Genomic DNA, 21,327 nt, shown 5'->3' with positions numbered 1-21,327 from the left:
GAGGACGCTTTCGCGGGCAAGCCCGCTCCCACAGTTGAACGCATTCCTCTGTGGGAGCGGGCTTGCTCGCGAAGTTTTTGCTGCAGTCTTGATTTGGAGAATGCTGTCTCTCTATTGAGACTCGGCAATCCCCAGCGCAATCATCTTCTTGTATAGCGTGGAGCGTCCTAGCCCGAGCCGCTCAGCCGCCTCGATCACCTTGCCCCCGCATTGCGCGAGGGTGGATTGAATCAATTGCCGGTCAAACCGCTCGCGAGCCTGACTGAAGGTCTCGTTGATTGCCGGCGCTGACAGAGGCGCCACCGTTCGATCAACCGGTGTAAACGTGCCAATCGCTGCACGAATGTCATCCGCCGTCAGCATCAAGTCATCACTGAGCAATGCCGCACGCTCCAGCACATTGCGCAACTCACGGATATTTCCCGGCCAGGCATGCTGACCCAACAGCTCCAGTGCTTCGCGATTGAGTTCATGCTGGCTGCGCAACTCTTCGAGAATCGCTTCACTGAGCGCCGGCAGATCATCCAGCCGCTCTCGCAGAGGCGGTACCTGAATCGGCAGCACGTTGAGGCGGTAATACAAATCCGCGCGGAACTCGCCACGCTTGATCGCCGCCTCCAGATCCGTCGAGGTGGCGGCAATCACCCGCACATCGCTCTGGATCACGTCGTTGGAGCCTACAGGCTCGAATTCCTTTTCCTGCAACACCCGCAGCAATTTGCTTTGCAGAGGCAGCGGCATATCGCCGATCTCGTCGAGAAACAACGTGCCGCCCTGAGCGATCTGCAACTTCCCGGTTCGACCCTTGCGGTCGGCGCCGGTGAAGGCACCGGGCGCGGTGCCGAAGAACTCGGCTTCGAGCAGTGCTTCGGGAATCGCCGCGCTGTTAATGCTGACGAACGCCTTGTGGGCCCGAGGCGAAGCGCCGTGGATGGCCTGCGCCAGCAACTCCTTGCCGCTGCCCGTCTCGCCCAGCAACAGAACCGGCGACTCGGCACTGGCGCTGCGCCGGGCACGGCGTTTGACTTCCAGGCTGGCAGCGCTGGTGCCGATGAAGTGGGCAAAGTTGTATTTGGTCTGCCGGGCGCGCAGCAGCGAACGGGTCGAAGCCAGTTCTTCCTGCATGCTCAGGTAGCGCTTGAGCATCGGCGACAGCGTGCGCAGTTCGTCGAACAGGGCGAAGCCGATGGCGCCGATCACCGCTCCAGCGTCGTCGTGGATCGGCAGGCGCATCACCACCAGCGGTTCTTTTGGCGTGTCCTGCATGTCCAGCAGAATCGGTCGCCCGGTGCGCACCACTTCACGCAGCAGACTGCCCGGAATCACGCTTTCGCAGGGCTTGCCGATGGCTCCAGCCGCAGAGTCGAGGCCAAAACGCCGGGCGTAGCGCTCGTTCATCCAGACGATGTTGGCGTCGCGGTCGACAATCACCGTGCCCTCACTGGATTGCTCGATGATCTCGAACAACGAACGGATCGCCAGCGTGCGGACCCGTTGGTAATCCTTGAGGCTGTCAGTGGTGTTCATGGCGGCGTCCATTGGCGGAAGTCAGGTGGCGCGATTATGCCTATCCTGGATGCGCCGCCGCCAACAGCTCTTTGGTATAGGGATGCTGCGGCGAGTCGAACACCTCATGGCTGGCGCCGCGTTCGACCACTTTGCCGTCCTTGATCACGATCATGTCGTGGGCCAGCGCCCGCACCACTGCCAGGTCGTGGCTGATGAACAGGTAGGTCAGGCCGTGTTTTTCCTGAAGCTGGCGGAGCAGGGCGACGACCTGTTTCTGCACGGTGCGATCCAGTGCCGAGGTCGGCTCGTCGAGCAGGATCAGCGCCGGTTTGAGTACCAGCGCCCGGGCAATCGCAATGCGCTGACGCTGGCCGCCGGAAAACTCGTGGGGGTAGCGATGACGGCTTTCGGGGTCGAGGCCGACTTCCCTGAGCACACGGATCACCTGGTCATCGCACTCCTCAGCCGTTGACTGGCAATGCACCTCCAGCCCTTCGCTGATGATCTGCGCCACGGACATGCGCGGGCTGAGGCTGCCGAATGGATCCTGAAAGACGACCTGCATCTGTCGACGCCACGGGCGCAATTGTTTTTGATTGAGGCCATCGAGAGACTGGCCCTGAAAGCGGATGCTGCCTTCGGAATCGAGCAGGCGCAGGATGGCCTGGCCCAGTGTCGACTTGCCCGAGCCGGATTCGCCGACGATGCCCAGAGTCTTGCCTCGCTGGATATTCAAGCTGATGCCATCCACGGCGCGCAGCAATTGCTTGCGTTGGAACAGACCGCCGCCGACCGCGAAGTCGACCCGCAGATCTTCAACTTCCAGCACATTTTCACGCTCGTCCCGGGGCAAGGCTTCGCCTTCGGGCTCAGCGTTGAGCAACACGCAGCTGTACGGGTGTTTAGGCTCGGTGAACAAAGTTTCGCATGGCGCCTGCTCGACGATTTCCCCGGCCTTCATCACGCACACCCGCTGGGCGATGCTGCGCACCAGATTGAGGTCGTGGCTGATGAGCAGCAGCGACATGCCAAGGCGTTGTTGCAGGGATTTGAGCAGCACCAGGATCTTGCGCTGCACGGTGACGTCGAGGGCCGTGGTCGGCTCGTCGGCGATCAACAGTTCCGGTTCGCAGGCCAGGGCCATGGCGATCATGATCCGCTGTCGCTGGCCGCCGGACAATTGATGAGGGTAGGCCTTCAACCGTTCTTTCGGCTTCTGGATACCCACCAGTTCGAGCAGTTCGAGAATGCGTTTCCGGGCCTCTTTGCCGCCGAGACCTCGGTGCAGCAGGAGGGTTTCGCCGATCTGCTTTTCGATGGTGTGCAGCGGATTGAGTGAAGTCATCGGCTCCTGGAAGATCATGGCGATGCGGTTGCCCCGCAAGTCGCGCAAGGTCTTGGGATCAGCTCCCACCAGCTCCTGGCCGCGATAGCGAATACTGCCGGTGGTGGCGGCTTCGCTGTCGGGGAGCAGTTGCAGGATCGAGTGGGCTGTCACCGATTTACCCGACCCTGACTCGCCGACCAGTGCCAGACACTCACCGGGGCGGATGTCGAGACACAGATTGCGCACCACGGTCTGGCCATTGAAGGCGACGCTGAGGTCACGGATTTCGATCAGGTTGTCAGTCATGTCAAGTATCCGTTCATGAGCGCGGGTCAAAGGCATCGCGCAACGCTTCGCCGATGAATACCAGCAAGGACAGAATCAGCGCGAGGGTGAAAAACGCGGTCAATCCCAGCCATGGTGCTTGCAGGTTCTGTTTGCCCTGGCCGATCAACTCGCCCAGCGATGCGCTGCCGGCAGGCATGCCGAAACCCAGGAAATCCAGCGCCGTCAGGGTGGAAATCGCCCCGGTCAGAATGAACGGCAGGTAACTCAATGTGGCATTCATCGCATTGGGCAGGATGTGCCGGAAGATCACCTTGCGGTCGGTCAGGCCCAATGCCCGCGCAGCCTTGACGTATTCGAGGTTGCGCCCGCGCAGGAACTCGGCCCGTACCACGTCCACCAGCGCGAGCCAGGAAAACAGCGCCATGATCCCCAGCAGCCACCAGAAGTTCGGTTCGACAAACCCCGAAAGAATGATCAACAGATACAGCACCGGCAGTCCCGACCAGACTTCGAGCAGACGCTGACCGAGCAAGTCGATCCAGCCGCCGTAATAGCCTTGCAGGGCGCCGGCCGCGATGCCGATCAGGGCGCTGACAAAGGTCAGCATCAGGGCGAACAGGATCGACACCCGCGCACCGAAAATCACCCGTGCCAGCACGTCCCGCGCCTGATCGTCGGTGCCCAGCCAATTGACCGAAGTCGGTGGGCTTGGCGCCGGTTTGTTGAGGTCGTAATTCGGTGTGTCGTCACTGAACGGGATCGGCGGAAACAGCAGCCAGCCACCGTCCTTGCGGATCAGGTTCTGGACATAGTCGCTGCGGTAATCGGCCTGGAAGGGCAGTTGGCCGCCGAACTCCTGTTCAGTGTGGCGCTTGAACACCGGGAAATACCATTGACCCTGATAGCTGACGACCAAGGGTTTGTCGTTGGCGATCAGTTCGCCACCGAGGCTGATCACGAACAGACCAATGAACAGCCACAGCGACCACCAGCCCCGACGGTTTTTCTTGAAACGTTCGAAGCGGCGACGGCCCAGAGGCGAGAGCTTGAACATCAGGCGTTCCTCGCGGCGAAGTCGATGCGTGGGTCGACCAGCGTGTAGCACAGGTCGCCGATCAGTTTTATCAGGAGGCCGAACAGGGTGAAGATGAACAGCGAGCCGAACACGACCGGGTAGTCGCGCGAGACCGCTGCTTCGTAGCTCATTCGCCCGAGGCCGTCGAGGGAGAAAATCACTTCGATCAGCAACGAACCGGCGAAGAACACGCTGATGAACGCCTGGGGAATACCCGATACCACCAGCAGCATTGCGTTTCGGAACACATGACCGTACAGCACCCGACGTTCGCTCAGGCCTTTGGCGCGAGCGGTGACCACGTACTGACGGGTGATTTCATTGAGGAACGAGTTCTTGGTGAGGATGGTCAGGGTCGCGAAGCCACCGATCACCAATGCGGTCACTGGTAAAACAAGGTGCCAGAAATAGTCGGCAATCTTGCCCAGCGTCGACAGTGATTCGAAGTTGTCCGAGACGAGTCCGCGCACGGGAAACCAGTTCAGCGACGTGCCGCCGGCAAACACCACAATCAGGAACATCGCGAATAGAAACGCCGGCATCGCGTAACCGATGATGATCGCCGTACTGCTCCAGATATCGAAATGACTGCCGTGGTGCACCGCTTTACGAATGCCCAGCGGGATCGACACCAGATAGGTGATCAGCGTCGCCCACAGCCCGAGGGAAATGGTCACCGGCATCTTTTGCAGGATCAGGTCGGTGACCGTGGCACCGCGGAAGAAACTCTTGCCGAAATCCAGCTGCGCGTAATTCTTGAGCATCAGCCACAGGCGTTCATGGGCGGGCTTGTCGAAGCCGTACTGTTTTTCGATGTCCTTGATCAGTTGCGGATCGAGGCCGCGGCTGGCGCGGGAAGTGCCGCTCATGGTCTCGCTCGCGCCGCCGCCGACACTGGCACCGCCAATGCCTTGCAAGTGGGCGATGGCCTGTTCCACCGGACCACCCGGTGCGGCCTGGATGATCACGAAGTTCACCAGCAGGATGATCACCAGCGTCGGGATGATCAGCAGCAGGCGTCGCAGTATGTAAGCCCACATCAGTGCGGCCCTCCGGGTCTGCCACGGCTGATTTTCTCGGCCGTCATCTGCTGGTTGGTCAGCGGCGTGCTGCTCATTTCCCACCAGCTCTCGATCGCTTCGTCATTGCTCGCCTGCACGGTCGGGATGCCGAAGCGGTTCCACCACACGGTCGAGGTGCCCGGCGGGTAATAATTGGGAATCCAGTAGTAGTTCCATTGCAGCACGCGATCCAGTGCGTGGGCGTAGTGCAGCATGTCCGCCTGGGTCGAGGCACGGATCAGGCCGTTGATCAAGGTATCGACCGCCGGGTTCTTCAGCACCATGTAATTGTTGGCGCCGGGATCGTTGGCCGAAGCGGACCCGAAGTAATTGAGCAACTCACCGCCGGGAGACGTGGTGACCGGGTAACCGGTGACGATCATGTCGTAGTCGCGGCTCATCAGCCGATTGACGTATTGCGAGGAATCGATGCGGCGGATGTCGAGATTGATGCCGATCTGTTTCAAGGTGCGTTTGTAGGGCAGCAGCAATCGGTCCATGCCGTTCTGGCTGACCAGGAAGGTGAAACTCAATGGCTCGCCCTGAGCATTGACCAATTGGTCGCCGTCGGGTTTCCAGCCCGCCTGTTCCAACAACTCCAGTGCCTGCAGCTGCTTGTCACGGATCAGGCCGCTGCCGTCGGTTTTCGGCGCCTCGAAGACCTTCGTGAATACCTCGTCCGGGATTTGCCCGCGCAGCGGTTCAAGGATCTTCAGTTCGGCGGCGTCCGGCAGTTCACTGGCCGCGAGGGCGCTGTTGGAAAAATAACTCTGCTGGCGGATGTACATGTTGCGCATCATCTGCCGGTTGCTCCATTCGAAATCCCAGAGCATGGCCAGGGCCTGGCGTACGCGGCGGTCCTGGAACATCGGCTTTTGCAGGTTGAACACGAAGCCCTGGGCCGACTGCGGCGCTTCGGTGGCCAGATGAGCCTTCTGCAGACGACCGTCGCTCAGGGCCGGGCTGTCGTAGCCGATGGAGTAGCCAGTGGCGGAGAACTCACGGTTGTAGTCGTAGGCACCGCCGCGCAGGACCTGGCGGGCGACATCTGTGTCGCCGAAGTACTCGATGCTGAAGTGATCGAAGTTGTACAGACCACGGCTGACCGGCAGGTCCTTGCCCCACCAGTCGGGATTGCGTTCAAAGGTGATGCTGCGCCCGGAGTCGACCTTGCCGACCCGATACGGACCGCTGCCGAGCGGTGGTTCATAGCCGCCACCTCCGGCGAAATCCCGGGTCTTCCACCAGTGCTCGGGAAAGACCGGCAACGTGGCGATGTCCAGTGGCAGGGTGCGATTTTCGTTGCTCTTGAAATCGAAACGCACGGTCAGGGGCGCTTCTATTGCGACGCCTTTGACGTCGGCGAACTGAGTGCGATAACGCAGGCTGCCCTGGGTCATCAGCAATTCGTAGGTGTAGCGCACGTCTTCGGCAGTAATCGGCTTGCCGTCGGCGAAGCGTGCCTTGGGGTTGATGAAAAAGCGCAGGGACAGACCGTCCTCGGAGCGTTCCATTTTCTCCGCCACCAGTCCGTAAACGGTGTAGGGCTCGTCCATTGAACGCTGGGCCAGCGGGGAGTACAGCAGGCCGTCGATCTGGGTGACGCCGATGCCTTTGTCGATGTACGGCAGGAGATGGTCGAAGTGACCGATCTCGATCGCCGAACGGCGCATCGTACCGCCCTTTGGCGCGTGGGGATTGGTGTAGTCGAAATGGCTGAAATTCGCCGGGTACTTCGCCGGCTCGCCATACACGGTCAGTGCATGTTGCGGTGCAGCGTTCACCCCGGTGGCGCCCATCAGCAGAGCCACGGCGGTGAACATCAAGGTGGAGAAAGCCAGTCGCATTGTCAGCCTTAAAGCCGGGTGAACGATAAGCGCAATTTGTACGCGAGCGCAGTGCTGATCGCCAGCCGCGAGGTGTAACCAAAACACAACGGCCCGCCATCAGGCGGGCCGTTGCACAGCAGGACGGTGAGGGGTCAGTCCTGACGGCTGGTAACTTCCAGCAGGTGATAACCGAATTGAGTCTTGACCGGGCCTTGAACGACGTTGATCGGTGCGCTGAACACCACGGTATCGAACTCCTTGACCATCTGGCCCGGGCCGAAGGAGCCCAGGTCGCCGCCCTGGCGGCTGGATGGGCAAGTGGAGTTGGCCTTGGCAACTTCTGCGAAATCTGCACCGGCCTCGATCTGGGCCTTGAGTTCGTTGCACTTGTCTTCGCTGGAAACCAGGATGTGGCGGGCAGTGGCTTTAGCCATGGGAAAATCTCCAATCAAATCAGTAAAGGGTGGAGCCTACCGGATTCAGTGGCCGATTTCTCGGCAAAGTTCCGATTGGTTGTCGGATGCGTTCTCAGAGGTTAGCTGCCTGCAGACGCAAGGCGTGCTCGACATACAACTGGATCGAATCGATTGCTCCGGCTTGCTCGCCTGCGGTTCGACCCAGGCTGCGCAAGTGATCAAATGGATAGTCGGATCGGATCACGGTGCCCAGATGAGAGCTGTTGCGGCCGACGAAGCCGTCGTTCTGCAAAGGCTCGGTCATGAAGTACTGCGACAGGGCCCGGCAGATGTCCTGCACTGGATCGGGTTTGTGCAGGTTTATTGTCGGTACGACACCACTCCAGGAGTAGTAGCGCACATCATTGACCTGTTCGGCGCCTTGTCCGCCCCAACTCTGCGGCAGGCCTTGCGGGTACTTGTCATTGAAGTCGCCGACACCTTCGGTCGTCAGGGCACTCAATGCGGCCAATGCATGTTGCGGCAGCGCCGTGGTCCCGCTGAGCAAGCACAGGAAGTCGGAAAACACGGTGGCCACATTTTGTGCCACGGCTTCCGGCAGCTTTCCGGGTATCAGTGCCTTGCGCAGGAAATCCGCCAGTTCCGAACCGTGATTCGGCCCGCTGACCGACGTCACGGATGCGACCTTGTGTGGGGCAAGCGCTGCTGCGTAGCGAACAGCCAGTGCACCCTGGCTATGGCCAATCAGGTTGACTTTGGCCGCACCTGTGCCTTTGAGCACGGAGTCGATCTGGCAAAGCAGTTGTCTGCCTCGTACCTCATTGTCGTGAATGGCTGACAAGTGCGGCACGAAGACCTGTACGCCAATGGTCTGCAGAGCCTTTTTTACGTCGTGGAAGAGCTCAAAAGGGCCGATGCGCTCGAATCCGAACAAACCGTGCACCAGGAGGATGGGGTAAAGAGTGGTGGTATTTTGTCGCATTTTTCATCCTTGATCGCAGAAGTTCATCGATATTTGCAAGGCACCACTTTAAAGCAGTCGTTGAGCTCTCGATGTATGACCCATCCTCAACCGAAGTCGGAAACTGGATCAGCGTGCGCAGGAAATGTCCCTGAAATTTGAAATCCGGATCGGAATATCTGGACATCTTTTGCCTCACCCAATGATTTTTTCCTGCTATTGCCTACCTGCTGTGATGCGGTTGCTACCGCTACGCGGGATGGATGGACGACATCTTTTTTCTTGTAGGGCGGGTTGAATAGAGGTTCTTCGACGCAGCAAGCAAGCTGCAGGGGATTTCCATGGAATGGAGCTACGAATGAATATGCAGAACGCACAGGAACCCGCTAAGAGCGATATTGAAGTTATAACGATGATCGACTCACCGTTACACGACTGCTTGCAGGAGCGGCCGGGTTCGTTACCCGCACTCAACCTTGAATCGGTGGAAGGAGATGTTCTGGATCCTTCATTGAGCAGGGTTGTCATCCGGATTGCGCCCTATCCCGATATGGCATGCGGTGACAGAGTGACACTGAGTTGGCACGGTCTTGATATCGAGGGGCTTGCGTATCGACGTGAGTTTGTGCGATCGATCAGCGAGGCTCAGTTGGGGAGGGATACTGTTTTTGTCATCAGGAGCCCTCACATCGCCGCACTGGACGGTGGTTCACTGGAGGTGTTCTGGACATTGAACAGCGTAAAGTGGGGGTTACCCGTCAGCTCAGTCAGGACTCAACTGAATGTGGGAGACGTTCTATACAGTTTGCTGCCGCCCACGGTTGACGAGGCCGTTGGCGGGCATCTTGATCCGGCACGTGTAAACGAAGGCACCACAATCACTCTCCAGCCATATGCCGGGATGTCGGCCGGTGATCGAGTGGCATTGCTCTGGCAAGGCGCTGCAGAGCATGCCTCATTCCGGGACAGCTTGATCGTCGAACATTTTGCTGTTGGAGCACCGCTGGTGTTTGGTATCGATCCTCGATTCATCATCCCGCATTCTGGAAGCAAAGTGCTTGTTCGATATGTCATCGAACAAAAGACCGGCGCGTTGCGCGAATCGGGCTCCATGAACATCATCATTGCTCCGTTGGTGCGCGAAGAGCTGTCCGCACCACAAGTGCTTGAAGCACGGGAAGGGACGCTGGACGTACGCGATACCATTGATGGCGTCAGCGTCGTGATCAGCAATGCGCAGGTGGAGGTCGGTGAGCTGGTTTATCTCAAATGCGATGGCGAGTATTTCTTCCATCACGATGATCGGGAAATAACCAGGGCAATGGAGATCGAGCCTCTGGTCTTTATCGTTCCCTATCGCTTCTGGCGCGAACATGTCGGTACGGTTGTTCGAGTGTCCTTTTCGGTCGAGCGACTGGATGATGTCAGTCAAGTATCCGATACGACACTGTTGCGCGTGCAGGGTTGATCCAGCGGCCTTCCGGGCATTCACGCTCCGGAAGGCCGGTTTCATTTTCAGGCCCGGGACGGTTTCCGAAGACGCTCTGCAGCGTTGAGCAGCAGACGTTCCGTGGCAGAGAAACCCAGGCAGCCATCCGTTACCGAGACACCGTAGCGCAACGACTCACTCAGCGGTTGGCACCCTTCGAACAAATGTGACTCGATCATCATGCCGACCAGTGAGCGGTCTCCCTGGAGGCGCTGCTTCAGCACATCATTGAAAACGTCCGGCTGTCGCAGTGGGTCTTTGCCACTGTTGGCATGACTGCAGTCGACCATGATCCGGCCCGGAATCTTCAAGCGGCTCAGTTCCGTATGGATTCGGGCAACACTGGCGGAGTCGTAATTCGGTCCTTGATGGCCGCCGCGCAAGACCAGATGCGTGTCTGGATTGCCTGAGGTCGCGATGATTGCGGGATGTCCCTGGCTGTCCACTCCGAAATGACGATGAGGATGTGCGGCCGAGCGCATGGCGTCGACCGCGATGGCTACGCCGCCATCGGTGCCATTCTTGAAACCAACCGGCATGCCCAGCCCGCTGGCCATCTCTCGATGGATCTGTGACTCGGTGGTTCGCGCACCGATGGCCACCCAGCTGAGCAGGTCATCGAAGTAACCGGCAGCCATGGGCTGCAGCAGTTCGGTGGCAACAGGCAAGCCGAGGCGGATCATTTCCAGCATCAGCTCGCGTGACAGTGTCAGGCCGGCGGCCATGTCATCACTGCCATCGAGATGCGGATCGTAAGCCAGGCCTTTCCAGCCGACGGTGGTACGGGGTTTTTCGACGTAAGCGCGCATCACCAGCAGCATCTCGTGACGGACGTCATCGGCCAGTCGGGCGAGCTTGCTTGCGTATTCGAGGGCGGATTGCGGGTCGTGAATCGAGCAAGGGCCGACGACGACCAGCAAGCGAGGGTCTTCGCCGTTGAGAATGGCGCGGATCGCCTGGCGGTGACTGGCGACCTGCTGGCTCAAGGCGCTGGCCAGGGGCAATTGCTGTTTGAGTTGCAGCGAACTGGGCAGGCGCAGAGTCAATGCTTCGTTGGCTGGGTTCAGGGTGGACAGTGGCAGAGCAGAAGCGGACGAGTTCATATTCGATTTTCCTGGGCTGGTCGCGGGGCTTTCCCGCCGACTCGGCCCTATTGGGGTGTTCGACAGTTGGCCGGATTGGCTACTTTTGTTGGCTTGCCACCTGTGGGTGACCGATCGGAGGCGGCAGGCTGTCCCGAGCGGAGGCTGCTAAATCGCCAGGCGGTAAAGGTGTCGTAGCGGTAATAAGTGGCGTAGTTCATGTGGCAATTCCTCAATTTGTCTGGTGTGTCGCTGAAAATTCGGGGTCTGAAAAAACAAAACCCCCGGTCGGGAGGCCGACCGGGGGTTGAGATTTCTCTGGTAGGCGACCCGTTTGTATGGGCGCCGGTTGGGTATCAGGCGCGCCAGTGGCTAAACCAATACCCAAAATAAAAGCTGGCAGGAGCACAGGCGCCGTTCACGCGGGCAGCAGCAACCGAGCGCAGGGCGCGGGTGTCAGGCAGCTGTACGATGGCGTTGAACATGATGTGTCTCCGATGAATGCGCCGAGCTTACTAGAGCCCGGGGCGCGTCAGCAATCAGAAAATGCTATCGAAGTTCAAAGAGCGTTTCTATGGCTTGAGCCTTCGGTCATGTGTGACACACTCTGTCTCTTTTTCAGCGATTCAGGGCAGAGTCGCGTTGACGCCGACATCGCGGGAGAAGTCAGTTCATGAGTGAAGGGGACGAGCAGACAGGTTTTCATTTGCGGCAGTCAACGACCGATGACCTGTCATTTGCGCGAGAAATCACTTGCCGGAACATGCTCCGCTACTACATGAACTACGATTTGCTATGGCAGGACGATGCATTCGATATAGCCTGGGCCGGTCGCGAAAACTGGTTGATCGTGTGCGGTACTACTCCTGCAGGCTATTTCAGCCTGAGTCGTGATGCGCGAGCCTTGTATATTCGTGAGCTGCAGGTCTGTGAGGCGTTTCAAAGGCGAGGGGCAGGTTCCTGGGCGATCGATCAGGTTGTGGCAATGGCGTGCCGGGAGCGTCGTCCGGCAGTGCGCCTCACGGTGTTCAAGAACAACCCGGCGCAAAACCTGTATCGCAGAAAGGGATTGGTTGAGCAGGGCGGTGACGACTGTTTCCTGCGAATGCAGCTCGATTTAAGTACACGTGTGCTCTGAAACGCACGTCCGGCAAGCCTTGAATGATGAATTGAAACTTTTTATATGTCGCTTGCCGCTAGGTCTGCCGGGTACTTTTTGCTAAGGTGTCCGGCATCCCAATAAGACCATATCGCGAGGTGTCTGCTTGATTAGGGTGCTAGTGGTCGATGACCATGATCTCGTTCGTACAGGCATTACACGTATGCTGGCCGATATCGATGGCCTGCAAGTGGTTGGTCAGGCCGAGTCCGGGGAGGAATCCCTTATCAAGGCCCGTGAGTTGAAACCCGATGTGGTGCTGATGGACGTCAAGATGCCTGGCATCGGCGGCCTGGAAGCCACGCGCAAATTGCTGCGCAGCCATCCGGACATCAAGGTGGTTGCGGTCACCGTGTGTGAGGAAGATCCTTTTCCTACGCGTTTGTTGCAGGCCGGGGCTGCGGGTTACCTGACCAAGGGCGCCGGACTGCCGGAAATGGTGCAAGCCATTCGCCTGGTGTTCGCCGGTCAGCGTTACATCAGCCCGCAGATTGCCCAGCAACTGGCGATCAAATCCTTTCAGCCAACCAATGATTCTCCGTTCGACGCCTTGTCGGAGCGGGAAATCCAGATTGCCCTGATGATTGTCGGCTGTCAGAAGGTGCAGATCATTTCCGACAAATTGTGCCTGTCGCCAAAGACCGTCAACACTTACCGTTATCGTATTTTCGAGAAGCTTTCGATCAGTAGCGATGTCGAGCTGACGCTGCTTGCGGTACGCCACGGCATGGTCGATGCCAGCGCCTGACCATGACTGAAACATTTGATTCCGGCGCGTTTCTGTCGACGGTTAGCGGGCGCCCCGGCGTTTACCGCATGTTCGACAGTGATGCGCGTCTGTTGTACGTCGGCAAGGCCAAGAATCTCAAGAAACGTCTGGCCAGTTACTTTCGAAAGACCGGGCTGGCGCCTAAAACAGCTGCTCTGGTGGGGCGAATCGCCCAGGTCGAAACGACGATTACGGCCAACGAAACCGAGGCTCTGCTGCTTGAACAGACACTGATCAAGGAATGGCGACCTCCTTACAACATTCTGCTGCGCGACGATAAGTCCTATCCGTACGTTTTTCTGTCTGACGGGCAGTTCCCGCGACTGAGCATTCACCGCGGCGCCAAGAAGGCCAAGGGCAAGTACTTCGGCCCTTACCCGAGTGCCGGGGCCATTCGTGAAAGCCTGAGTCTTCTGCAAAAGACGTTTTTCGTGCGTCAGTGTGAAGACAGCTATTACAAGAACCGGACCCGTCCGTGCCTGCAGTACCAGATCAAGCGATGCAAGGCTCCTTGTGTCGGACTGGTCGAACCTGAGGTCTATGCCGAAGACGTTCGCCACTCGGTGATGTTCCTTGAGGGGCGCAGCCATGCGTTGACCAACGAGCTGTCCGGTGCGATGGAGGAGGCTGCGATCAATCTTGAGTTTGAACGCGCCGCCGAACTGCGCGACCAGATCGCATTACTGCGTCGGGTCCAGGATCAGCAAAGTATGGAAGGTGGTACTGGCGATATCGATGTAATCGCCGCATTCGTCAACCCGGGCGGTGCCTGTGTGCATTTGATCAGTGTGCGAGGTGGACGGGTTCTGGGGAGCAAGAATTTCTTCCCGCAAGTCGGTATCGAAGAGGATGTCGCCGAAGTCATGGCTGCATTTCTCGGCCAGTATTTCATCAGTAGCCCTGAGCGCGACTTGCCGAGCGAACTGATCGTCAACGTGGTTCATGATGATTTCCCTGCATTGATTGACGCGATCCATGAACTGCGGGGGCGCGAGTTGAGCATCAGCCATCGGGTTCGCGGAACCAGGGCGCGCTGGCAGCAACTGGCCGTGACCAACGCCGAACAGGCGCTGGGGGCAAGGCTGGCCAATCGTCAGCATGTCGCGGCGCGTTTCGAGGCGTTGGCCGAAGTGCTGAACCTGGATGAGCCGCCACAGCGCCTGGAGTGTTACGACATCAGCCACTCCAGTGGCGAGGCGACGGTGGCGTCCTGTGTAGTATTCGGACCGGAAGGCGCTATCAAGTCGGATTACCGCCGCTACAACATTGAAGGTGTGACGGCGGGTGACGATTATGCCGCCATGCATCAGGCGCTGACCCGGCGCTTCAGCAAGTTGAAGGACGGGGAGGGCAAGTTGCCGGACATTCTGTTGGTGGATGGTGGCAAGGGCCAGTTGTCGATGGCCCGGGATGTGCTCAATGAACTGGCAGTGCCGGATCTGATTCTGCTGGGGGTTGCGAAAGGCGCGACGCGCAAGGCGGGGTTCGAGACTTTGTATCTGAATGATGCGGCGCACGAATTCACCCTGCGCGGCGACTCGCCGGCGTTGCACCTGATCCAGCAGATCCGTGACGAAGCTCACCGATTTGCGATTACCGGACACCGTGCCCGTCGCGGTAAAACCCGGCGTACGTCAACGCTGGAAGGCGTGGCGGGGGTAGGCCCGACCCGTCGCAGGGATTTGTTGAAACATTTTGGTGGATTGCAGGAGCTGTCTCGTGCAAGCATCGAAGAGATCGCCAAAGCGCCGGGGATCAGCAAAAAGCTAGCAGAGTCGATTTATGCAAACCTGCATAGTGAGTAGAATGCCCATTCACCTCGTAGCCAGTTGTGCCGATGAATATCCCTAATCTGATTACCGTTCTCCGTGTCCTGCTCATCCCGATTTTCATTTTGCTGTTCTATCTGCCTTACCAGTGGAGTTATCTGGCCTCAAGTTCGGTATTTGCCTTCGCGGCAGCCACAGACTGGCTGGACGGTTACCTGGCGCGGCGCCTGGAGCAAAGCACCCCGTTTGGCGCGTTCCTGGATCCTGTCGCTGACAAACTGATGGTTGCCGTTGCACTGGTGTTGCTGGTGCAAGAACACGGTAATCTCTGGCTCACACTGCCAGCAGCCGTGATCATCGGTCGCGAGATCGTGGTTTCTGCATTGCGTGAGTGGATGGCCGAACTCGGTGCGCGGGCTCATGTTGCCGTATCGAACCTGGGTAAGTGGAAAACCGCTGCGCAAATGCTTGCGCTGGTGATTCTCCTGGCCAATCCCAAGGTTTTCAGCTTCTGGGTTTTTCTCGGTTATGCGTTGCTGATGGTCTCGGCAGGCCTGACCCTGTGGTCGATGGTTCAATACCTCCGGGCTGCCTGGCCGCATCTGAAGACCGATGTTGAAAAGAAATAAAACTTTTTTGAATCAAAGGGTTGACGGCGCTTCTGATTTCTATAGAATGCGCCACACCAAGCGGGAATAGCTCAGTTGGTAGAGCACGACCTTGCCAAGGTCGGGGTCGCGAGTTCGAGTCTCGTTTCCCGCTCCAAGTTTGTACAACGTTTGTTGTTGCGCTACTGACTACAAATGTTTTGAGGCCGAGTAGCAAAATGGTTATGCAGCGGATTGCAAATCCGCCTACGCCGGTTCGATTCCGACCTCGGCCTCCACTATAAACAAGCTCCGTAGATCCATGATTTACGGAGCTTTTTTATTTTTATTACGCTGAAAGATTTAGTCTTTAAAACAGCCTTTGCAAACTTGCTTCACAGGGGACTGATGTATATATTTCCCCCTCTGCTGAACGGGACAACGATCTGTCAGGATTGCTAACCGGCATCAGAGCAATGTAACACCGCGCTACCGCCCGAATGGCGAAACTGGTAGACGCATGGGACTTAAAATCCCCCGCTCGTAAGGGCGTGCCGGTTCGATTCCGGCTTCGGGCACCATGAATATCAAGGGCTTGCATGACATACCTCATGCAAGCCCTTAGTTCTTTCTACCGCAATCAAAAAATCTTTTCCGCAATTCGTGATCGTCAGTCACTTTGTGGGGTATCCCGCGCTGTGCGCAGGACCAGCAAGTCGATGCTCTCCATCGGGTTCTCCTCTAACGCATCTGCAGAATGATCGGGCTGCTGCTGGCCGGGTCGGTGTGTTTCCGCAGTTTGCCAACCGTCTGTGCGTCGACAGCACTGCTCTGATTACCCCAGGTGCTGCGCATGAAGGTCAGTACTTCGGCGATCTGCTGATCCGACAGCTGCTCACGGAAGGCCGGCATGCGATAGGCATCCGGCACGCCGGCCGCCACCACACGTTGCGCGCCATTGAGGGTAATGTTGATCGCCGAGGCGCTTTCCTTGGCCAGTGCAGAAGTCGCGCCGGCCAGCGGCGGCATCCATTGCGATTGACCCTTGCCGTCCAGACCGTGGCAAGACGCACAGCGTGTCACGTAGGTATGAGCACCGGGCGAGTCCAGACGTTGCGCTGCCGAAACCGCTTGGTACTGCCAGGGTGCGCCATCCCGTTCACGATCGCCGGGAAGCGACTTCAGGTAGTGGGCAATCGCGGTCAGATCGTTATCGCTCATGAACTGCGTGGAGTTGTTGAACGCCTCGGTCATCGAACCGTAGACCACCGCATGTTGGTTGCGTCCGGTCTTGAGGAACTGCACGATTTCCGACTCGCTCCAACGGCCCAGGCCGGTGTTGTGATCATCACGCAGGCTCGGCGCGTACCAGCCATCGAGCAAGGCGCCGGCAAGGTAGGGCTTGCCGGACTCATCCAGTGCTTTTTCGTTGAACGCCAGGCTGCGCGGTGTATGACAACTGCCGCAGTGTCCGGCGCCCTGAACGAGGTAAGCGCCACGGTTCCACTGTTCATCCTGCGACGGTTTGGCTACGTAGGGCTCGGCATCGACAAACACACCGTTCCACAGTGCAATCGGCCAGCGCAGGTTCAACGGGAACGGAATCGCACTCGGGATGTTCGCCTGTTTGACCGGCGCCACGCCTTTCATGAAGAACGCATACAACGCACGCACGTCATCGTCACTGAGCTTGGCGTAGGACGGGTAGGGCATCGCCGGGTATAACCGGCGGCTGTCGGGAGCTACGCCGTGGCGCACGGCACGGTCGAAGTCCGCCAGGCTGTAGTAACCGATGCCGGTGTCCATGTCCGGGGTGATATTGGTCGCATGGATCGCGCCCAGCGGTGTGGCCATTTCCAGGCCACCGGCGAACGGCGCGCCACCCGGCACGCTGTGACAGGCTACGCAATCGCTGAGTCTGGCGACGTATTCGCCACGCGAGACCAGTGCCGGGTCGATATCGGCCACGGCGATCTGATGGTTTTCAAGGCGCGAGACGGGCTCGCGGGTGACATACCAGGCCAGCAGGCCTGCCGCGACCAGACATGGCACGGCCAACCAGCCAGCGGTTCTTGCGAATCGGCTGCTGTTCATAAAGGCTCCGGCGATGATCAGGTGAAGGTGTGTCGGCTCAGGGGCAGGCTGCGTACCCGCTGCCCGGTCAGCGTTGCCACCGCATTGGCGACGGCAGGCGCGACGGCAGGCAACGGCGGTTCACCGATGCCACCCATTTTTTCCCCGCTCTCGACCACACGCACATGAACCCGTGCCATCCGCGCAGGCGGCAGGATCGGATACAAGTCGTAGTTGCGCGCCCTAGGCTTGCCATCAATCCACACGGCTTCTTCCACCAGGGTTTGCGACAGTCCCAACGCCACGGCACCATTCACCTGAGCCTCGACAATCGCCGGATTGACGATGCTGCCGGGGTCAATCGCCTGCCAGATGTCATGCACCTTGACCTGGCCGTTTTCGATGGAGACCTCGGCGATCACCGCAGTCTCCGTACCGAACGGCGAAGCCATGGCCACGCCTCTGGCCCGTCGGCTGCCGTCTTCGGCGGTAAACGGGCCACGCTTCCAGCCGCCCGACAATTCACCCACTGCTTGCAACAACGTGGTCAGCCGTTTGTTGTCACGCAGCAAATGCAGGCGCAGCCCGAACGGGTCTTTGCCGCCCTTGTCGGCCAGTTCATCGAGGAACGATTCATAGAAGAAGTCGTTGAGGGAATTACCCACCGAGCGCCAGTAACCGAGCATGGCCGGGCCTTTGACGTAGATTTGCGCGATGCGCTTATTGGGGATCGCGTAGGACTTGCCCGACAAGCCTTCAAGCGCAGTCGGGTCGAGCTTTTCACCTTGCTTGCCGGCGAGGGCTTCGGTCGGGCCTTCGGTGGCACTGATCGCTTCGATTGCCAGCGGCCAGCCGTCGCTGTCCAGCGCGGCACGGAAATTCACCGCCGCAACGGGACGGAGCACGTCACGCAGAAACTCTTCCTCGCGACTCCAGATCAGCTTGACCGGGCGGCCTACTGCTTTGGACAGGGCGATTGCCTGAGGGTAGGGACTGGCCGAGTCGTAGAGGAAATGCCGACCGAAGAACCCGCCCAGCAGCGGCGAATGCAAGGTGATGCGTGACGGATCGAGCCCGGTGCGCTTGGCGATGTCGGCGCGGAACATATCCGGCGCCTGATTCGGCAGCCAGACCTCCAGCGAACCATCCGGATTGAATCGGGCCAGTGCTGAAGGCGGCTCCAGTTGTCCGTGGTTCAGGTATTGGTTGTGGTAAGTGGCGTCGATCCGGGTCTTGGTCTCCTTGAGAATCGAAGCCACATCGCCTTCATGTTCATCATCTTTGGCGGGGCTTTTATCTTCAGCGAGGCGCTTGAACCACGCATCGCTGGAAAAGTCGGCGGGCATCGGCCGCACTTGGCTGTCGGCCGTCGGCTCTTGCCAGTCGACCTGAATCGCCTCGACGGCACGTTTGGCGTGCCACCAGCGCTCGGCGACCACCGCCACTGCGCCCGGCAGACGATGCACGGAATGCACGCCTTTCATTGCCTTGACCTGCTCTTCGTTGCGCAGATTGCCCACCGTCATGCCCAGGCGCGGGGCATGTTGAACGGCGGCATGCAGCATGTCGTCGACTTTCAGATCGATGCTGTACAGCGCCTTGCCCGTGGACTTGTCGTAGGCATCGAGGCGTTTCACCGGTTTGCCGATCCAGCGGAACTGACTCGGATCACGCAGTTTCACAGAGGCCGGATCAGGAACCGGCAGATCCATCGCACGCTCGGCCAGTTCACCGTAGGCCAACGAGCGCCCGGACTTGGCGTGCACGACTTTGCCAGGCTCGGTGGTCAATTCACTTACCGGCACGCTGAGTTGCTGCGCGCCCGCCTGCAACAGCATGGCGCGGGCAAGGGCACCGAGGCGGCGCATGACCGGGTAACTCATGCGCACCGACATACTGCCGCCGGTGATGCGCATGCCGTTTTCCATCACCACGTAGGCTTCGCCGGGTGGCGCGGCTTCGACCAGAAAGGTCGCCGGGTCGGCATCCAGTTCTTCACCGACAATCTGCGCCATCGCAGTGAACGTGCCTTGTCCGCCTTCCATGAATGGGCAGAGCAGACGCACGCGGTTGTCCGGGTGGATCTCGAGAAACGCCGGGACCTGTGTGCCACGCTCGGCAGTTGCGGTTGCTGCAGCCGCCTGTACGCGTGTCACACCCAGCGGCAGGCCGAAGCCGAGGACCAGTGCGCCGACGGCGGTACCGGTCAGAAAACGTCTGCGCGACACATTGATCGGTTCATGCAGATCCAGTACTGAAGCGTGTTGTGAAGGGTCGATACGAACGTTCATCACGCGTCCCCCTTGCCGGCAAGCTCATGCACGGCGGTATGAATGGCGTTGTAAGTACCGCAGCGGCACAGATTGACCATCGCCGCCTCGATCTGCGCATCACTGGGTTTGGGATTCTGCTTGAGCAGCGCGGTGGCAGCCATCACCTGCCCGGACTGGCAGTAGCCGCACTGGGCGACCTGCAGATCGACCCAGGTCGAGACGACTCGTTTGCCCACGTCATCGGTTTCGATGGCTTCAATGGTGGTGACCTCGCGGCCAACCACACCGGCCACCGGCGTGACGCAGGAACGCACCACATTGCCGTCCACCAGCACCGAGCAGGCGCCGCATTGCGCCAGTCCGCAGCCGTACTTGGTTCCGGTCAAGCCCAGATCATCGCGGATCACCCACAGCAAGGGCGTATCGGCGTCGGCATCGACCTGATAGGTCTTCTGGTTGATTCGTAGTTCCATGGTTCACCCGCTTGATCATCGGTTGACGTGCATTGTTATGAGCGGTGACATGCGGCGAGGCGCATCACCGGTGACGCTGGTTGTTCGTTCAATTCGCGACTGTGCCGAGCGCTTCTGCCTCGAAGGGCTGCCCGCGCAAAAGGGCCATGTCACGACTCGGCGCGGTGCCGAACAGGCGGCCGTATTCGCGGCTGAACTGCGAAGGGCTTTCATAGCCGACCGCAAACGCTGCCCGCGACACATCGAGGCGCTCGATCAGCATCAGCCGCCGGGCTTCGTTGAGCCGAAGCCATTTCTGGTACTGCAGCGGACTCATGCCGGTGAGCTGGCGGAAATGATGGTGAAAGGTCGGCGCGCTCATCTGTACCCGCGCGGCCAAATCATCGATGCGCAGGGCATCGGTGTAGTTGACCTTGAGCCAGTCGATCGCCTTGGCGATGCGATAACCCTGACCGTCGACGGCAGTGATCTGCCGCAGCCGCGGGCCTTGGTCGGTGTGGAGCAGTCGATAGTGAATTTCTCGCAGAATCAGCGGTGCCAGGACCGGGATCGCCTCGGGTTCATCAAGCAATGCCAGCAAGCGATCGAGCGCGTCCTCCAGAGCAGGTGACAGGCTGCCAATCGCAGCGCCCGTACCCGTTGATGGCTGGCGTTTCGCGGGTAAGCCGCTCTTGGTAATGACCTCGGCAAGCATGCTGACATCCAGTTTCAGCACAAGGCCGACACAGGGCTGTTCGGGACTGGCGAGCATCACTTCGGAGTTGGCGGGCAGGTCCAGCGACGTGACCAGAAACCGCGATGGGTCATAGCTGTAGCCCTCACCACCGACCCACAAGCGCTTTTCGCCGCGACCCACGAGAATCAGGCTGGGCTCGATCATGCACACAACGGGGGGCGCCGGCTGGTCGCGACGAAACAGCGTCAGTCCGGGTATGGCCGTGGCGAAGTCACCCGGCGTGCTCAGGCGCGGGTCGATGTGCAAGGCCAAAGGCGATTCCTGGGGCAGAGAGGGCTGGTTCATGTCGGGTCACTCCTGTTGTCCGAACTCTAATCCGCGCGCGAGACGTTTCCTATCCGTCAGCCTGCATCGCCAGAGGATCAGGCAAGCATTCAAGAGTAATGCGCTAGGGAAGGGCCGGATTGACCGGGAGAATGTGTCTATCTGTTACAGGGGCAGTGCCCGCATA

The 21,327-nt window shown here is 59.3% G+C and carries 18 protein-coding genes and 3 tRNA genes; 8 read left to right on the top strand and 13 right to left on the bottom strand.

The window, feature by feature from the left end:
• Window positions 1-111: 111 nt before the first annotated feature.
• The 7 genes from ACSPX5_RS10475 to ACSPX5_RS10445 all read right to left on the bottom strand — a co-directional run bounded on the left by ACSPX5_RS10475 (window position 112) and on the right by ACSPX5_RS10445 (window position 8,487).
• The gene (locus tag ACSPX5_RS10475; protein ID WP_439821635.1) at window positions 112-1,527 is read right to left on the bottom strand and encodes a sigma-54 interaction domain-containing protein; all 1,416 of its coding nucleotides are present in this window, start codon (window positions 1,525-1,527) and stop codon (window positions 112-114) included.
• A gap of 40 nt (window positions 1,528-1,567) precedes the next feature.
• On the bottom strand, window positions 1,568-3,142 hold the full coding sequence (locus ACSPX5_RS10470; protein WP_439821634.1) for an ABC transporter ATP-binding protein: 1,575 nt from the start codon (window positions 3,140-3,142) through the stop codon (window positions 1,568-1,570).
• Window positions 3,143-3,155: 13 nt separating this feature from the next.
• The gene (locus ACSPX5_RS10465; protein ID WP_102622254.1) at window positions 3,156-4,178 is read right to left on the bottom strand and encodes an ABC transporter permease; all 1,023 of its coding nucleotides are present in this window, start codon (window positions 4,176-4,178) and stop codon (window positions 3,156-3,158) included.
• The gene (locus ACSPX5_RS10460) at window positions 4,178-5,239 is read right to left on the bottom strand and encodes a microcin C ABC transporter permease YejB (RefSeq protein WP_265814325.1); all 1,062 of its coding nucleotides are present in this window, start codon (window positions 5,237-5,239) and stop codon (window positions 4,178-4,180) included. Before ACSPX5_RS10460 ends, ACSPX5_RS10465 begins: the two co-directional genes overlap by 1 nt.
• A complete protein-coding gene (locus ACSPX5_RS10455) occupies window positions 5,239-7,107 on the bottom strand; it encodes an extracellular solute-binding protein (protein WP_439821633.1) in 1,869 nt (622 codons plus the stop codon). The genes ACSPX5_RS10460 and ACSPX5_RS10455 overlap by 1 nt, the downstream gene beginning before the upstream one ends.
• A gap of 134 nt (window positions 7,108-7,241) precedes the next feature.
• Window positions 7,242-7,523 carry a peptidylprolyl isomerase gene (locus tag ACSPX5_RS10450; protein ID WP_041478733.1) on the bottom strand — a complete coding sequence of 94 codons (282 nt, stop codon included), beginning with the start codon at window positions 7,521-7,523 and terminating at the stop codon, window positions 7,242-7,244.
• 94 nt (window positions 7,524-7,617) lie between these two features.
• On the bottom strand, window positions 7,618-8,487 hold the full coding sequence (locus ACSPX5_RS10445) for an esterase/lipase family protein (RefSeq protein WP_169430577.1): 870 nt from the start codon (window positions 8,485-8,487) through the stop codon (window positions 7,618-7,620).
• Window positions 8,488-8,824: 337 nt separating this feature from the next.
• Between ACSPX5_RS10445 and ACSPX5_RS10440 the strand changes: the two genes are divergently transcribed.
• Window positions 8,825-9,934: a hypothetical protein gene (locus tag ACSPX5_RS10440; protein ID WP_439821632.1), complete on the top strand. Its 1,110-nt coding sequence runs from the start codon at window positions 8,825-8,827 to the stop codon at window positions 9,932-9,934.
• A 47-nt stretch (window positions 9,935-9,981) separates the two neighbouring features.
• Here ACSPX5_RS10440 and ACSPX5_RS10435 read toward each other — a convergent pair whose 3' ends face one another.
• Window positions 9,982-11,058 carry a 3-deoxy-7-phosphoheptulonate synthase gene (locus ACSPX5_RS10435; protein WP_439821631.1) on the bottom strand — a complete coding sequence of 359 codons (1,077 nt, stop codon included), beginning with the start codon at window positions 11,056-11,058 and terminating at the stop codon, window positions 9,982-9,984.
• 335 nt (window positions 11,059-11,393) lie between these two features.
• On the bottom strand, window positions 11,394-11,522 hold the full coding sequence (locus tag ACSPX5_RS10430) for a hypothetical protein (RefSeq protein ID WP_279382168.1): 129 nt from the start codon (window positions 11,520-11,522) through the stop codon (window positions 11,394-11,396).
• 188 nt (window positions 11,523-11,710) lie between these two features.
• Here ACSPX5_RS10430 and ACSPX5_RS10425 point away from each other — a divergent pair, with 188 nt between their 5' ends.
• From ACSPX5_RS10425 to ACSPX5_RS10395, 7 genes are all read left to right on the top strand, one after another.
• Window positions 11,711-12,175: a GNAT family N-acetyltransferase gene (locus ACSPX5_RS10425; RefSeq protein WP_439821630.1), complete on the top strand. Its 465-nt coding sequence runs from the start codon at window positions 11,711-11,713 to the stop codon at window positions 12,173-12,175.
• A 127-nt stretch (window positions 12,176-12,302) separates the two neighbouring features.
• On the top strand, window positions 12,303-12,944 hold the full coding sequence (gene gacA, locus ACSPX5_RS10420) for a response regulator transcription factor GacA (RefSeq protein WP_024012761.1): 642 nt from the start codon (window positions 12,303-12,305) through the stop codon (window positions 12,942-12,944).
• Between the two features lie 2 nt (window positions 12,945-12,946).
• Window positions 12,947-14,770, top strand: a complete 1,824-nt coding sequence (gene uvrC, locus ACSPX5_RS10415; protein WP_207865818.1) for an excinuclease ABC subunit UvrC — start codon at window positions 12,947-12,949, stop codon at window positions 14,768-14,770.
• A 32-nt stretch (window positions 14,771-14,802) separates the two neighbouring features.
• Window positions 14,803-15,363, top strand: coding sequence for a CDP-diacylglycerol--glycerol-3-phosphate 3-phosphatidyltransferase (gene pgsA, locus ACSPX5_RS10410; RefSeq protein ID WP_439821629.1), 561 nt, complete (start codon window positions 14,803-14,805; stop codon window positions 15,361-15,363).
• 60 nt (window positions 15,364-15,423) lie between these two features.
• Window positions 15,424-15,499 (top strand) — tRNA-Gly (locus tag ACSPX5_RS10405).
• A 47-nt stretch (window positions 15,500-15,546) separates the two neighbouring features.
• A tRNA-Cys gene (locus ACSPX5_RS10400) sits at window positions 15,547-15,620 on the top strand.
• Between the two features lie 195 nt (window positions 15,621-15,815).
• Window positions 15,816-15,902, top strand: a tRNA-Leu gene (locus ACSPX5_RS10395).
• Between the two features lie 160 nt (window positions 15,903-16,062).
• On the opposite strand, the gene ACSPX5_RS10390 is transcribed toward ACSPX5_RS10395, so the two are convergent.
• The 4 genes from ACSPX5_RS10390 to ACSPX5_RS10375 form a co-directional block, all read right to left on the bottom strand.
• Window positions 16,063-17,415, bottom strand: coding sequence for a c-type cytochrome (locus ACSPX5_RS10390; RefSeq protein WP_439821628.1), 1,353 nt, complete (start codon window positions 17,413-17,415; stop codon window positions 16,063-16,065).
• A 17-nt stretch (window positions 17,416-17,432) separates the two neighbouring features.
• A complete protein-coding gene (locus ACSPX5_RS10385) occupies window positions 17,433-19,685 on the bottom strand; it encodes a molybdopterin cofactor-binding domain-containing protein (RefSeq protein WP_439821627.1) in 2,253 nt (750 codons plus the stop codon).
• Window positions 19,685-20,140 carry a (2Fe-2S)-binding protein gene (locus ACSPX5_RS10380; RefSeq protein ID WP_439821626.1) on the bottom strand — a complete coding sequence of 152 codons (456 nt, stop codon included), beginning with the start codon at window positions 20,138-20,140 and terminating at the stop codon, window positions 19,685-19,687. Before ACSPX5_RS10380 ends, ACSPX5_RS10385 begins: the two co-directional genes overlap by 1 nt.
• Before the next feature lie 88 nt (window positions 20,141-20,228).
• Entirely contained in the window at window positions 20,229-21,161 is a 933-nt protein-coding gene (locus ACSPX5_RS10375) for an AraC family transcriptional regulator N-terminal domain-containing protein (RefSeq protein ID WP_439821625.1), read from the bottom strand.
• Between the last annotated feature and the right edge of the window lie 166 nt (window positions 21,162-21,327).

The sequence above is a fragment of the Pseudomonas sp. HLG18 genome, assembly GCF_051903985.1.
Classification (GTDB): Bacteria; Pseudomonadota; Gammaproteobacteria; order Pseudomonadales; family Pseudomonadaceae; genus Aquipseudomonas; species Aquipseudomonas fluorescens_BT.
The sequence above is the reverse complement of the archived record's forward strand: the minus strand, read 5'-3'. Positions and strand labels throughout refer to the sequence as shown.